The sequence below is a fragment of the Enterococcus sp. DIV0712 genome, from assembly GCF_050554855.1.
GTDB classification, from domain to species: Bacteria; Bacillota; Bacilli; order Lactobacillales; family Enterococcaceae; genus Enterococcus; species Enterococcus faecalis.
Genome location: NZ_CP187333.1, coordinates 1,189,235 through 1,203,065, shown reverse-complemented (window position 1 = coordinate 1,203,065; position 13,831 = coordinate 1,189,235). Strand labels below are relative to the sequence as shown.

General features: G+C 35.7%; 12 protein-coding genes and 1 other annotated feature. Of the genes, 6 read left to right on the top strand and 6 right to left on the bottom strand.

The window, feature by feature from the left end:
- Positions 1 to 5 precede the first annotated feature (5 nt).
- Complete coding sequence (locus IGL42_RS05805) at positions 6 to 1,985, bottom strand: V-type ATP synthase subunit I (RefSeq protein WP_010710407.1); 1,980 nt, start codon at positions 1,983 to 1,985, stop codon at positions 6 to 8.
- Positions 1,975 to 2,298, bottom strand: a complete 324-nt coding sequence (locus IGL42_RS05800) for a hypothetical protein (RefSeq protein WP_002391201.1) — start codon at positions 2,296 to 2,298, stop codon at positions 1,975 to 1,977. Before IGL42_RS05800 ends, IGL42_RS05805 begins: the two co-directional genes overlap by 11 nt.
- A gap of 116 nt (positions 2,299 to 2,414) precedes the next feature.
- Positions 2,415 to 2,462, bottom strand: a sequence feature (sodium ion sensor (DUF1646 type); this cis-regulatory element may regulate processes involved in with the transportation of sodium ions).
- 208 nt (positions 2,463 to 2,670) lie between these two features.
- Between IGL42_RS05800 and nrdI the strand changes: the two genes are divergently transcribed.
- Entirely contained in the window at positions 2,671 to 3,114 is a 444-nt protein-coding gene (gene nrdI, locus IGL42_RS05795; RefSeq protein ID WP_002391373.1) for a class Ib ribonucleoside-diphosphate reductase assembly flavoprotein NrdI, read from the top strand.
- Positions 3,115 to 3,172: 58 nt separating this feature from the next.
- Positions 3,173 to 3,352, top strand: a complete 180-nt coding sequence (locus tag IGL42_RS05790) for a hypothetical protein (protein WP_002357684.1) — start codon at positions 3,173 to 3,175, stop codon at positions 3,350 to 3,352.
- Between the two features lie 64 nt (positions 3,353 to 3,416).
- On the opposite strand, the gene IGL42_RS05785 is transcribed toward IGL42_RS05790, so the two are convergent.
- Together IGL42_RS05785 and gdhA are read right to left on the bottom strand one after the other, a co-directional pair.
- Positions 3,417 to 4,766 carry a glucose-6-phosphate isomerase gene (locus IGL42_RS05785; protein ID WP_002365621.1) on the bottom strand — a complete coding sequence of 450 codons (1,350 nt, stop codon included), beginning with the start codon at positions 4,764 to 4,766 and terminating at the stop codon, positions 3,417 to 3,419.
- 181 nt (positions 4,767 to 4,947) lie between these two features.
- Positions 4,948 to 6,294, bottom strand: a complete 1,347-nt coding sequence (gene gdhA, locus IGL42_RS05780) for an NADP-specific glutamate dehydrogenase (protein WP_002360402.1) — start codon at positions 6,292 to 6,294, stop codon at positions 4,948 to 4,950.
- Between the two features lie 239 nt (positions 6,295 to 6,533).
- On the opposite strand from gdhA, the gene IGL42_RS05775 reads away from it, so the two are divergent.
- Together IGL42_RS05775 and IGL42_RS05770 are read left to right on the top strand one after the other, a co-directional pair.
- Positions 6,534 to 7,592 (top strand): type I restriction endonuclease, encoded by a 1,059-nt coding sequence (locus IGL42_RS05775; protein WP_002357690.1) that lies wholly within the window; start codon positions 6,534 to 6,536, stop codon positions 7,590 to 7,592.
- Between the two features lie 121 nt (positions 7,593 to 7,713).
- Positions 7,714 to 9,000, top strand: coding sequence for an NAD(P)/FAD-dependent oxidoreductase (locus tag IGL42_RS05770; protein WP_002357691.1), 1,287 nt, complete (start codon positions 7,714 to 7,716; stop codon positions 8,998 to 9,000).
- Between the two features lie 40 nt (positions 9,001 to 9,040).
- Here the strand turns inward: IGL42_RS05770 and abc-f are convergent, their stop codons facing one another.
- Positions 9,041 to 10,507, bottom strand: a complete 1,467-nt coding sequence (abc-f, locus tag IGL42_RS05765; protein WP_002365619.1) for a ribosomal protection-like ABC-F family protein — start codon at positions 10,505 to 10,507, stop codon at positions 9,041 to 9,043.
- Between the two features lie 245 nt (positions 10,508 to 10,752).
- On the opposite strand from abc-f, the gene IGL42_RS05760 reads away from it, so the two are divergent.
- Positions 10,753 to 11,259, top strand: coding sequence for a hypothetical protein (locus tag IGL42_RS05760; RefSeq protein ID WP_002357693.1), 507 nt, complete (start codon positions 10,753 to 10,755; stop codon positions 11,257 to 11,259).
- Between the two features lie 25 nt (positions 11,260 to 11,284).
- Here IGL42_RS05760 and IGL42_RS05755 read toward each other — a convergent pair whose 3' ends face one another.
- Positions 11,285 to 12,679, bottom strand: coding sequence for a 6-phospho-beta-glucosidase (locus IGL42_RS05755; RefSeq protein ID WP_002357694.1), 1,395 nt, complete (start codon positions 12,677 to 12,679; stop codon positions 11,285 to 11,287).
- A gap of 141 nt (positions 12,680 to 12,820) precedes the next feature.
- On the opposite strand from IGL42_RS05755, the gene IGL42_RS05750 reads away from it, so the two are divergent.
- Positions 12,821 to 13,819, top strand: a complete 999-nt coding sequence (locus IGL42_RS05750) for a LacI family DNA-binding transcriptional regulator (protein WP_002363900.1) — start codon at positions 12,821 to 12,823, stop codon at positions 13,817 to 13,819.
- Positions 13,820 to 13,831 lie beyond the last annotated feature (12 nt).

The window sequence follows — 13,831 nt, the reverse complement described above, 5'->3', positions numbered from 1 at the left end:
ATTTTCTATTTTTTCTCAACATTGACATACTTTTCTTTTGTTTTTAGCGGATTAAACGCCCGGCCACCGCCTGTGTAAAATTTTCCAAAGAACTCAACATATTGCAAACGTGCGCCATGAACATAAGCACCTAATAACGATAAGAATATGTTTAACGCATGTAAAACAATTAACAGCAAGATGCCCACGCTAAAACGGGCAACTGGCGGCATGAACTCTACGAGCATATTAAACGCTGAAGCAATACTTCCCCCAGCAATTCCTAACGCCATCAAACGTGTATAACTAACTAAATCACCGACATAACCTGTCACACCGTATAGTCCATACAGTCCTTTGGCTAAGCCTTTTAATTTGGCCTTCGATTGAATCATTGGAATCACAATAATTGCAATGGCAGAAAGGCTAGCTAAAATCGCACCTGCTGTAAATAAGCCTTCATTTTTAACCACTAATTTACCAACGACTAACAATGCTAAACCAAACAAAATCCCTAACCAAGCGTAACTTTCGTTAATACTATCTAAATAGCGCTTTTGTTTTGATAACTGAATCCCATTAATCATTAAACCGACAACCAATTGGATAAACCCAAAAATAACCGATAAAATAAGAATCGTATTTACATCTTCGGTCGTTGATAAAATCGGAAATGGTGATTTGATTCCAAACATTATTGGCGGTAATGCTGCACCGAAAAACGAACCGTAAATGAAGCCCCAAATAATTGTTGGAAATGATAAAATCAAGAAAAAGTCGGCAAAACGTTTCATGCCTCTCGGTAAAACAAATGCTTTCAAAGCAATAATAGACAAGAGTAGCATCAGTAAGCCATAGCCAATATCCGCTACCATCATACCAAAAAAGACTAGATAAAACGGCATCATCGCAGGTGTCGGATCAACTTCTTCATATTTTGGTAAGCTATACATCTCTGTTAACATTTCAAACGGCTGCACCAATTTATTATTCGCTAGTTTAACTGGTATATCCGTCTCAATTTCCGCCTTCGTAGGATTTTCAAAAGTAAGAGCTATTTCGTCCTTAGGAACTTTTTCTTCAATCGCTGTCAAAATATCGGCTTTTTCTTCGACTGGAATCCACGTTTGCAAGATGAAAAATGATGAAGCATTTAACAAATGTTGACGTGCTTGTTCTCTTTGGATAACCGCCAATAAGACTTCTTCAGCCAAGCAAAACGTTTCATAAAAATCATGATAAGAAGCCAGTTGTTGCTTTAAGGCTTTTTCTTCTTTTTGTAAAATTTCATATCGTTCTTTGACTTGTTGATATGCCTCTTTAGGCGGAACATCATAACGGTATTGGAGTGGTTCAAAACTATATTGGTTTAATAACTCGGTTACACTCTGCTGATGTTCCTTCAGGTAAACGAGTGTAAAATAACTATGATGCATACTTTGATAAATTTCTTCAAAATAAACCGTTGGCCATTGAGACAAAACGCTCAAGAAACTGGCTTTATTGGCTAGATTTATCGAACCATGAACGACATGACTACTTTTTAACTGCTGTTTGTGTGGTAGAACATCCAGATATTGCCAGCGGCCTAATAATTCTTCTTCTGCTTCTAATCCTTGACGATCCGTTTGAATTTGTTTCAAAGATTCTTGAATATTCTTTAATTCCGTCAAATAGCTTTGTAATGTTTCTTCATCAAAGGTTTGTTCCAACTCTTCTAAGGTGTAGACTTTTCTTTTTATCTTTAATCCTTTTCCTGAAGAGCGTGTCAAAAATAAAAGAAGCTCTTGCAATTGTTGTAGCATCGTTTCATATTTACGTAACTGTTCAGTTGACTGTTCTGCTTGTAAAAAAGAATATTGACTCTTTAAGGCTTGTTCTTCTTCAGGCGAATGAAAAATCCGTTTTACTTCGACAATTTGCAAGCCTTGAATGGCTTGTAGAATTGCTGCTTCTTTTTCGGCAGCGGCAATTATTGTCATTTTTTCCATTTTACTAACTGCCATAAACGTCTTTCACCCTCTCAATAATTGAATCAATGACTTGTTCTTTGTTCGCTTCGTAACGTTCGTGAAGCGCTTGTTCAGTGCGCTTTGTTTCATCTAAAAGTTGTTCTTTTTCAAGTTGTAACATCTTTTCTTGCGTTGCTAGTGAATCCGTCAGCACTTTTTCAACAGCTTCTTCACTCTCTTGACGTAGTTTAGCTAAACGTTCTTGCTTCTGTTCTTCATATAAACGACAATTCATCTTAGCTTGTTGCCGATGCTCTTCCACCGCATCTTCCGCTGCCTTGATTTGCTCTAGTACTTCTTGTACCATTGTCTCCACCTCCTTAGTTTTTACACCTTTAGCATATAAGAAAAAGGACTAGCGAAATAGAGATACGCTCAGCCCTTTTGTTTTAGGTATGCAAAAAGGCGCAAACTCAAAAATTGTTCTTCTCACCCCTTGAAGAACTGAATCCTTGAAGCTTTCGCCCAACCATTCTTTATTCAATACTCTACCATCTTAGCAAAGTTTTTCGCAAAATTCAATACTTACCCAAATGAATTAAAATAACAAATTTTCACTTTTATAATAGGTAATAAAAAGGCATTATTTTTTTCGCTTTATAATTATTGATCTTGAATTTTTTTCACATAGATGTGCTATACTTACGTAAACAATTAAATTTATTTGGAGGGATCTCTGATGAATATACGATATATTTCAATCTCTGGTAATACGCGCTCATTTGTTCAACGTTTAACAACTTATGCTGAAGAGCAACATCAGCAAAACGAAAAAAATCCTACGATTACTTTCAAAGAAATTTCGGAAAATTCTCCGTTAGAAGTAGAAACAGAACCATTTTTTACCTTTGTGCCTACCTATTTAGATGGTGGCGATGGCATCAACAATGGCAATACCGAAATTTTAACAGAAGTCATGCGAGAATATCTTGCTTTTGAAAATAATTATCGTTATTGCTCTGGCGTGGTGGGCAGCGGCAATAAAAACTTTAACTACCAATACTGCCTGACAGCTAAACAGTATGCGGAACAATTTAACTTCCCCTTCTTAGCTGACTATGAATTAAGAGGTACCCAAGCGGATATTGAACGAATTTATGCTATTTTAAAGGAAAATCAATAAGCAAGTTTCATTACTAAAAAGCTCACCTATGATAGACTACATTTTGAGGTGAAGAAAAATGAGAAATACATGGTTAGCAGAACAACTTCAGTCAATCAGCGAAGAACCCAATTCTTTTATTATCGAGGAAACCATCAAATATATTGAACAATTAGAAGATGATAATGAAAGTCTTCAAGTTGCATTGGAAGGAACCATTTGGAGTCCTAAAAAATGGAACGAACCTTTGGAAAAATAATTTAAACAGAAGAAAAGAGCCAGAAACGTAAGTATTTCTGGCTCTTTTTTCTATTATTTACAAATTATAGACGTGCATTTAAATCTTTTGCTAATTCTTCAAAACCTGGTTTACCTAATAAAGCGAACATGTTGCGTTTGTAAGCTTCAACACCTGGTTGGTCAAATGGATTAACCCCATTTAAGTAACCTGAGATACCCACCGCAATTTCGAAGAAGTACATAACATAACCTAATGAATAAGCATCCATTGTTGGCACTTTAACGATCATGTTTGGCACACCACCATCTGTGTGAGCAAGCAACGTACCTTCGAACGCTTTTGTATTGACGAAGTCAATTTCTTTTCCTTGTAAATAGCCTAAGCCATCTAGATCTTCATTTTGTTCTGGAATTGAAATGCTATGGCGTGGATTTTCAATTTTAACCACTGTTTCAAATAAGTTACGCATACCCTCTTGAACATATTGACCCATAGAATGTAAGTCAGTTGAAAAGTCTGCGGCTGCTGGGAAAATACCTTTGCCATCTTTTCCTTCTGATTCACCATATAATTGTTTCCACCATTCAGAGAAATAGTGCATACCAGGCTCATAGTTAATTAACATTTCAGTTGTTTTACCTTTACGATATAAAATGTTACGTAACGCAGCATATTGATAGGCTTGGTTTTCTTTTAAGTCGCACGTTGCGCCGTATTCTTTACGTGCATCATTTGCACCTTCCATTAAACGATCAATATCCGCACCGCTAACAGCGATTGGTAAAAGACCTACTGGCGTTAAAACAGTGAAACGACCGCCCACATCATCAGGAATCACAAATGTTTCCCAACCTTCCGCATCGGCTTCAACTTTTACTGCTCCTTTAGCACGGTCAGTTGTCGCATAAATACGTTTATTGGCTTCTTCTTTGCCATATTTATTAATTAATAACTCTTTAAAGACGCGGAAAGCAATCGCTGGTTCTGTCGTAGTTCCAGATTTTGAAATAACGTTGACAGAAAAATCACGATCACCAATCACATTGATTAAATCAGCTAAATAAGTTGAGCTGATGCTATTTCCAGCAAAGAAGATTTGTGGCGCTTTCCGTTCTTCTTTTGATAATAGATTATTAAATGAATGTGTCAAAAATTCAATTGCTGCACGGGCACCTAAATATGAACCACCGATACCAATGACTACTAATACCTCAGAGTCAGATTGAATTTTTGCTGCTGCTTTTTTAATGCGCGCGAATTCTTCTTTGTCATAGTTTTCTGGTAAATCAATCCAGCCAGTAAAATCATTACCAGCTCCTGTACCTTCACGTAATGCTTTGTCCACTGCAGTGACTTGTGTTTGCATGTATTCCAATTCATGGTCAGCAACAAATGGTGCTAATTTGGAATAATCTAATTGAATGTGTGACATTCCTTTTCCTCCTCGAAAGTAAACTTACTACATGTATACTTTACGTGTTTTTAGACATTTTTTCAAGCAAATTCTTTTGGATAGACCAATTGTTTAATTTTAACTATTTAATTAGAGATATTTATTCTCTTAATCAAACAAATCAATAAAAAATGCTAGGAAATCCTAGCATTTTTTGTTATTAAACGAGTCCTTGACTTAGCATCGCTGCCGCTACTTTTTCAAAGCCAGCAATATTCGCACCTAAAACAAAGTTATCTCGTGCCTGATATTCGTTAGCTGTATCACGACAAGTCTCATAAATGTTTTGCATAATTTGATCTAGCATACCGTCAACTTTTTCAAAGGACCAAGCTAAACGTTCAGCATTTTGGCTCATCTCTAATGCAGAAACCGCAACACCACCTGCATTAGCGGCTTTTCCTGGACAATAAATTACAGCTGATTTAGCAAAAACGGCGACTGCTTCTAGTGTACAAGGCATATTTGCGCCTTCTGCCACGACTTTCACTCCGTTTTTCACTAAAATAGCGGCTTGCTTTTCGTTGATTTCATTTTGTGTTGCACATGGTAATGCAATGTCATAAGCTGTTTCGAAATCCCAAACAGATTCTTTATCATAATAAGTTGCGCCTTTACGTGTTTCAACATATTTTGAAATGCGTTCACGATTTTTTTCTTTTAGTTCTTTTACTAACGCCACATCAATTCCTTCTGGATCATAGACAAAACCAGACGAATCGGAACATGTGATTACTGTGGCGCCTAGCTCAGTTGCTTTTTCCATGGCATAAATTGCGACATTACCGCTACCAGAAACAGCGACTTTTTTGCCTTCAAACGTATCGTTTTTATCTGCTAATAAATGTTTAACAAAATAAACCGTTCCATAACCCGTCGCTTCTGTTCTTGCTTGGCTTCCCCAGTATCCTAAAGGTTTTCCAGTCAACACTCCTGCATCATAGTTGCGCAAGCGTTTATACATGCCAAACAAATAACCAATTTCACGAGCGCCTACGCCAATATCGCCTGCTGGAACATCTGTACTTGGACCAATATGTTTTTGAAGTTCGGTCATGAAACTTTGACAAAAGCGCATCACTTCAGCATCTGACTTACCTTTTGGATCAAAATCACTACCGCCTTTGCCGCCACCGATTGGCAAACCAGTTAAACTATTTTTAAAAATTTGTTCAAAGGCCAAAAACTTCATCACACTTAAATTCACACTTGGATGAAACCGCAAACCACCTTTGTATGGTCCAATCGCTGAATTATATTGGACACGATAGCCTCTGTTCACATGCCAGTTGCCCTGGTCATCTTGCCACGGCACACGAAATTGAAAAATACGTTCAGGTTCAATCAAGACACCTAAAACATTTGCTTCAATGTATTGAGGATTTTTTTCTAAAAAACCTTCTACGGTTGGTAAAAACTCATCGACTGCTTGTAAATATTCTGTTTGACCTTGGTCTAATTGGTGAATCTTTTCTTGAATATTTTTAACATATTGTTTTGCGTCCATTTAATCATCCTCTCATTGTTATAGGTTTATTTTAACTGAAAATTCAAAAATTACCATAGTCAAACGTTTATTTTTTTATTTATTTCTTTTTTGCATTTTTATTGCGCTAATGAAAGCGTTGACATATTTTTGTAAAGTATGTAATATAAAATTAGTAAGCAAAGATAAAAATTTGTTGATATTTTGCATTAAATACACTCTTATACATCAAGATGTATTTAAAGAAAAGAGGAATATTTATGGAAATGGAAAAATTTAAAGATGATTTAAAATCGTTAGGTAAAAGAGTAACAAAATTAAAGGAAAATATTGCTACCGAAGAAGCAACCAAAACTTCTTTAATTATGCCCTTCTTTCAAATACTGGGTTATGACATTTTTAATCCTTTGGAATTCGTTCCAGAATTTACTGCTGATGTAGGGATTAAGAAAGGGGAAAAAGTAGATTATGCGATAGTAATTGATAGTATTCCTACTATGTTAATTGAAGCAAAATCTGTCAACGAACAATTAACAAAACATGATTCTCAATTATTTAGATATTTTGGGACTACGACATCAAAATTTGGAATATTAACAAATGGTAAAGAATATAAATTTTTTACCGATTTGGAAGAACCCAACAAAATGGACGTCTCTCCATTTTTAACTATTGATATAACTAATTTGAAGGATACACAAATACCAGAAATTGCTAAATTCCATAAAGACACATTTGATATTGATAAAATTACAAGTAGCGCTTCTGAATTGAAATATTTAAATAAATTTAAAGCTTTCTTATCAGATCAGCTTTTAGACCCTTCAGAAGATTTTGTAAAATATTTTGTTGGAGAAATTTATGGCGGAGTAAAAACTAAACAAACATTAGATAAGTTTACACCTATAATAAAAAAAGGAATAAATCAATTTATCAATGAAAAAGTAAATGAAAAGTTAAGTGCTGCATTAAATACTTCTGTTTCGGACAAAGAAGATGATTTGTCTGAACAGCCTGAAGATGAAATCGAGAATAATATAGTTACTACTCCTGAAGAATTAGAAGTTTACACAATTTCTAAACTCATTTTAAAAGATACAGTAGTGTTGGATAGGATATTTTACCGAGATAATAAAAGTTACTTTAATGTACTCCTAGATAATAATATCAGAAAATGGATTTTAAGATTTTACATGAATAATAATGGTATGAAAATAGAACTAAACAACGGATTAAAAGAATTAATTTCAATCGAATCACCATTAGATGTGTCTAATCATTCAGAAAAAATAATAAAAATTGTAAACGAGTTCTTATAAAACTAAGGAGCCAGTTAGTAAATTTTCAATTAGCTGGTTCCTTAGTTTTATTTATTTTTTCCTTAAATCCAGAAAAAATCCCGTAATTATGGTACACTACCTATTGAATTGGAGGAGAACTATGAAGAAATTTGATGTAATTATTGTCGGCGCTGGGACGAGTGGTATGATGGCCACGATTGCGGCTGCAGAAGCAGGCGCTCAAGTATTATTGATTGAAAAAAATCGCCGTGTTGGGAAAAAATTATTAATGACTGGTGGCGGTCGCTGTAATGTAACCAATAATCGGCCCGCAGAAGAAATCATTTCATTTATTCCTGGGAATGGAAAATTTTTGTACAGCGCATTTTCACAATTTGATAACTATGATATCATGAACTTTTTTGAATCCAATGGTATTCACTTAAAAGAAGAAGATCACGGACGCATGTTCCCTGTTACAGATAAATCGAAGTCAATTGTTGATGCGCTATTTAACCGCATTAACGAATTAGGAGTCACTGTTTTTACAAAAACACAGGTCACAAAATTACTACGAAAAGACGATCAAATAATTGGCGTTGAAACCGAACTGGAAAAAATTTATGCACCGTGTGTTGTATTAACAACTGGCGGCCGCACTTATCCTTCCACAGGAGCAACTGGTGATGGCTATAAACTAGCCAAAAAAATGGGGCATACCATCAGCCCGCTCTACCCTACCGAATCACCTATTATTTCTGAAGAACCTTTTATCCTTGATAAAACGTTGCAAGGTCTCTCTTTACAAGATGTTAATTTAACTGTTTTGAACCAAAAAGGAAAACCTTTAGTTAATCATCAAATGGATATGCTGTTTACACATTTTGGCATTTCAGGACCTGCCGCGCTCCGCTGTTCTAGTTTTATTAACCAAGAATTAACTCGCAACGGTAATCAACCTGTCACGGTAGCCTTGGATGTGTTTCCGACAAAATCTTTTGAAGAAGTGCTGAAAAATGTTGATTACATGATTGAGGAACAGCCAAATAAAGTGGCAAAAAATGCCTTTCATTCTTTAATACCAGAACGGCTGCTTACTTTTTATCTAGAGAAACTAGCAATTGAAGAAGTGCCTGCCAAACAACTAACAGAAAAGCAACGTCTTTCCTTTGTGGAACTACTGAAAGACTTTCAGTTCACTGTTACGAAAACATTGCCTTTGGAAAAATCTTTTGTCACAGGCGGTGGGATTTCCCTCAAAGAAGTGACCCCTAAAACAATGGAGAGCAAATTAGTCAATGGTTTATTTTTTGCTGGTGAACTTTTAGATATTAATGGCTATACTGGAGGCTACAATGTTACAGCTGCATTTGTCACTGGACATGTTGCTGGCTCCCATGCCGCAGAAATTGCAGAATACACCTATTTACCAATTGAAGAAGTCTAAACAAAAAGTCGCTAAAATAGCGACTTTTTGTTTACTTTTTTTATTTATCAATAATTTTCCCGTTTTCTAAATAAATAGTGCGGGTGGCTACTTTTTCCACAAACGTTTCATCATGCGAGGTGAAAATTACTGTTCCTTGATAGGCACTTATAAATTCTTCAAGTGCTTGGATTGTGTCTAAATCAAGAAAATTGGTGGGTTCATCCAATAAGATGATATTATTTGGTTCTATAAATAATTGCGCCAAAGTAATTTTTATGGCTTCGCCACCACTTAGAGAAGATATCTTTGTCTGTAAATTTTCTTGTTGAAAACCTAGTCGATATAAAAGTGAACGCACAATCTTTTCAGAATAATTTGTCCGCTTCAATAAATAAGTCAACAGTGGTTCATCATTTTTTAATCGATAATCTAATTGATGATACGTTCCTAACCGGACTTTGGGAGAAAAGTAAATGGCCGGGTGACGGGCTTCAATTTGTTGAAGGAAGGTACTCTTCCCAGCACCATTTTTTCCACAAAGTGCTATTTTTTCGTTTAAAGGAATTTGAACGTTCACTTGGTTAAGAATTGTTCGATTCTCATAAGCGAAAGTTAAATTTTCAATTCTAATTGGATATGGATTGTATAAAGAGAACTGATTATTAGTAGGAAAAATAATTTTTCGCTCTTGTTTTGCTTGCGCAACATCGGGTAATCTGTCAATTCTGGCATTAATCGCTTTCGCTTGTTTTTGGAGTGCTTTTTGTACGGTATCTTTTTGTTTAGAACCAGCTAAACGACTAGGTTTAATTTGCTTTTGTTTTTGTTTTTTTGAAACATGACTAGATTTTTGCGCTTGTGCTTGTTTCTTTGCGTAAGATTCCTGTAATTTTTTCTTTTCCTTTTGATACTGATGATAGACATTATATTGTGTTTGCTGTTCCAATTCTTTTTGACGACAATACGCATCGTAGTTCCCTAAATATTCTTTGACATGTCCATCCGAAACTTCCCAAATTTTCTCTGCTAATTGATTCAAGAAAAAGCGATCATGACTAACAAACAAAACGGTCCCATAATAATACGTTAAATCTGCCACTAACAACTGACGATGTTCTTTATCTAAATGTGTGGTTGGTTCATCTAAAATAACCCCGGTTGGATACTCTGAAAATAATGTTGCTAAGCGTTTTTGGACTTTTTCGCCACCACTTAGTTTTTGATTTTTCTGATTTAGCAAACAATTTTTGTCAGTTTTCTCTGATTCATTCGTTATTTCTTCAGCTACTTGTGCCAAGTAATGAAAGTCGTTCAATCTTTGAACTTTTCCTTTATCTGATTGAATCTTACCCATAATTAAATTGAGCAGTGTTGATTTTCCTGCGCCGTTTTTACCAATAATCCCAATTTTTTCATTTTCATATACAAATAATTCATCAATTTCTAGAATTGGTTTTCCCGAAAAGTGAATACTTACGTCTTTCAGATGAATACTTAATTTTTTCATTTTGCCCTCTTCTTTCATTTCTGAAACGAAAGAATCTTGGGTACGCAAAAAAGGACAGCCTAATCGCTATCCTTGTAGTTTCGTATAAAAGTACACACGCCACCCATGAATTTTAATTTCAGACTTTTTGATAAGATTTATTCAATTTATTTTGTCAAAAAGTCAATCCAAATTCTGATAGATGCCAACATACAATTATACCTCCTCGTTTAATTACTCCCACATTAACACCTCTGCTTTCTTTTGTCAATTCTGACCCTAAAATGAGAGAATCGGACTTTAGTAGGATACAATTTTACCGAAACTATGGCAAAATAAAGACGGAGGTGAAAACCATGAAGATTACATTGACACGAAAAACATCAGCTTGGGGCGCGTTACGCTATTTTACATTTTATAAAAATGGTGTGCATCAAGGGAAACTTTTTACTAATGTACCTATTGAAATTGAGGCTGATCCTGGAGATGTTTTAACGTTCTATGAAGGCTGGTTCCAATTTTATCGGCGCATTGAAGTTACTGAAGATACCAAAGAAATCACGATTATCAATTCTAAAAAATTGCAACATGTTTTTTATACCTGTGTCGTCTTATTTTTAATTTTAACGCTATTATTCCTTTCCGCACAGAAACTTTCGACGTTTATTATTGCTGAAATTTTAATTTACTCTGGTATTCAGTGGCTGTTCCGGCAACAAACCTATCATTTTACTGTCAAGAAAAAAACGGAATCCTTTGCTTCCTATTCTAAAAAAAGTATCGCACACTAAACGAATCTTTAGCGTGCGATATTTTTTAATTACTTTTCATTAATTCGGCCACATATGTGACTGTTTCTGGTTGTGTTTCTTCAATTTTATTAATCGCATCTGCAAAATTCGGTAAATGCGCTTTGTGGGCAATTAATAATTCGTCCAACAAGGTCTTCGCCATGACGCCGCCAGGAACTAATGGATTAATAGTGAAAGCATGCAATGCTGCGCCGTAATCACCATTGATGGCTGCTCGAATAACCGTTTCTTCCATAGCTTTCATATTTTGAATAATTCCTCGTGCTGCTGGCGGAAAGGCCCCCCAGTTGTAAGGTTCATGGCCATGAGCTGTCACAGGTCCAGATACTTCTACAACACAATCATACGGTAAATCAGTAATTGTCCCATTATTTTCAGTAGAAACAACCATATCCGTTCGTTTATCATTATAAATTGATGCAATCATTTCACAAGCTGCATCGCTATAGTGTGTGCCGCCCCGTTCTTCTAATTCTTTTGGTTTGTAATCTAGTTTGGGATCTTTATACAATTCAAACAGACGACCTTCCGTTTCTTTAACCACTTGTGCTCTTGTTTCGCCCCGTTCATACTCTTCGATGGAATGCTTCAACATCTCATCTTCAATATAATAATAGCGATGATAACCACATGGTAACATTCCTAAATCTTTTAACTGTTCATAATGGAACGGCGCATCAAAAATATTTTTCAAATGACTTTCTTGCTCTTGCTTAGGTCCGTAAATTAAATCAATGAGTTCTTGTGTTCGCTCTTGTCCTTCTTTGTCCCAAACGCGGTGCCAATGGAAATGATTAATTCCAGCAAATTTAAAGAATAAGTCTTCTTCTGGAATTCCCAGCATTTCGGCCGCTTGTTTTCTATGACCAATCGGCACATTACATAAGCCAACTGTTTTTTTCCAACCACCATGTTTAATTGCAGCTTCCGTAACCATTCCAGCTGGATTAGTAAAATTCACTAACCAAGCATCTGGGCAAAGGCGTTTCATATCGTCAATAATAGCTAAAATGACAGGAATTGTTCGAAATGCTTTAAACATTCCTCCCGCGCCATTTGTTTCTTGGCCTAATACCCCATGGGACAAAGGAATCCGTTCATCTTTAATGCGAGCATCTAATAATCCTACACGAAACTGTGTTGAAACAAAATCCGCCCCTTTTAAGGCTGCTTCACGATCCAATGTTAAATGAACTTCCCAATCTAAACCAGCAGCTTTAATCATGCGCTTCGCCATTGCACCAACGATTTCCAATTTTTCTTTACCAGCTTCAATATCGACTAACCAAATTTCCTTAATTGGCAGTTCATCTTTTCTTTTAATGTATCCTTCAATTAATTCAGGTGTATAACTAGAACCGCCACCAATTGTTGCAATTTTTAATGCTCCTCTTGTCATCCGTCTTCTTCCTCCTTGATTAAATTGTTATCGTTTACATCTTTAGGATAAATTATGGGAATGTTCCCATGTCAAGCACTATTTTCAAAAAAATGTATGCTATACTTCTTATAAGAATACATTCCACTTTGGAGGTAAAAAATGACGTCTATCATTGATGTAGCAAAAGTTGCCGGTGTCTCGAAATCGACTGTTTCTCGCTTAATTTCTGGAAAAGGATATGTGAGTGCCGATAGTCAAGAAAAAATTCTCAAAGCAATGAAAGAATTAAATTATACCCCGAATTATGTGGCGCGGAATTTACGAGCAGGTGCCACAAAAACCATTGGCTTTTTAGCCCCTAGCTATTTAGGTTCCTTAGGTATTTTCTTGAATCGCTTTATTTCAATTGCCAAAAAATACAATTATTCCGTAACCTTATTTTTTACAGATGGCGATCAGCAGAAAGAAATTGATGCCTTGAACCAATTAAAATACAAACAATTAGATGGCTTGTTTTTATTGACACGAACAAATGAATGGTCGGTGATTGAGCCTTACAGCGCGTATGGCCCTTTAGCAACCTGGCATCGTATCGATTCACCTAATATATACTCTTCCTACATTGATCATTACTCTGGTTATTATCGTTCCTTAGAATATTTACAACAACAAGGATACCAAAAAATTGGTCATGTCCTCGGTAATCCCGAAAATTTAAACACGCACGCACGAAAACGTGCAATGAAAGATTTTTATGAAAACACTCAGGCACCTTGGCAAGCTGAGTGGCTGATTAATGATCAGTATACTAACCATTCTGGTCGCAAAATTGCCCATTACTGGCAACAATTAACCGACAAGCCAGAAGCTTTGGCCTTTTATAATGATCACGTAGCAGCTGAGTTTATTTCAGAACTTGAAAATCTAAATTATGCCGTTCCTCGCGATGTCGCTGTCATTGGCTTTGATAATAGTTATGTCAGTGAGTTGATGCATATTACGACTGTTGATTATGCCATTCAGTATCAAGCCGAAAACTCATTTATTTACCTATACAACCAATTAAATCAGACGAACATTCCTGAAAAAAAATTAACCGTTCGTCTAGTTGAACGACGAACGGTGCCTAAAAAAGACCCGGCAGATCAGTCACTTTGACTGATTTACCGG

Excerpts from the sequence above, each read along its gene's own strand:
- nrdI (WP_002391373.1), top strand. The coding sequence starts at position 2,671 with ATGAATATACGATATATTTCAATCTCTGGTAATACGCGCTCATTTGTT.
- abc-f (WP_002365619.1), bottom strand. The coding sequence starts at position 10,507 with ATGAAAGAAGAGGGCAAAATGAAAAAATTAAGTATTCATCTGAAAGAC.
- IGL42_RS05750 (WP_002363900.1), top strand. The coding sequence starts at position 12,821 with ATGACGTCTATCATTGATGTAGCAAAAGTTGCCGGTGTCTCGAAATCG.
- IGL42_RS05770 (WP_002357691.1), top strand. The coding sequence starts at position 7,714 with ATGAAGAAATTTGATGTAATTATTGTCGGCGCTGGGACGAGTGGTATG.
- gdhA (WP_002360402.1), bottom strand. The coding sequence starts at position 6,294 with ATGGACGCAAAACAATATGTTAAAAATATTCAAGAAAAGATTCACCAA.
- IGL42_RS05785 (WP_002365621.1), bottom strand. The coding sequence starts at position 4,766 with ATGTCACACATTCAATTAGATTATTCCAAATTAGCACCATTTGTTGCT.
- IGL42_RS05790 (WP_002357684.1), top strand. The coding sequence starts at position 3,173 with ATGAGAAATACATGGTTAGCAGAACAACTTCAGTCAATCAGCGAAGAA.
- IGL42_RS05755 (WP_002357694.1), bottom strand. The coding sequence starts at position 12,679 with ATGACAAGAGGAGCATTAAAAATTGCAACAATTGGTGGCGGTTCTAGT.
- IGL42_RS05760 (WP_002357693.1), top strand. The coding sequence starts at position 10,753 with ATGAGAGAATCGGACTTTAGTAGGATACAATTTTACCGAAACTATGGC.
- IGL42_RS05805 (WP_010710407.1), bottom strand. The coding sequence starts at position 1,985 with ATGGCAGTTAGTAAAATGGAAAAAATGACAATAATTGCCGCTGCCGAA.
- IGL42_RS05800 (WP_002391201.1), bottom strand. The coding sequence starts at position 2,298 with ATGGTACAAGAAGTACTAGAGCAAATCAAGGCAGCGGAAGATGCGGTG.
- IGL42_RS05775 (WP_002357690.1), top strand. The coding sequence starts at position 6,534 with ATGGAAATGGAAAAATTTAAAGATGATTTAAAATCGTTAGGTAAAAGA.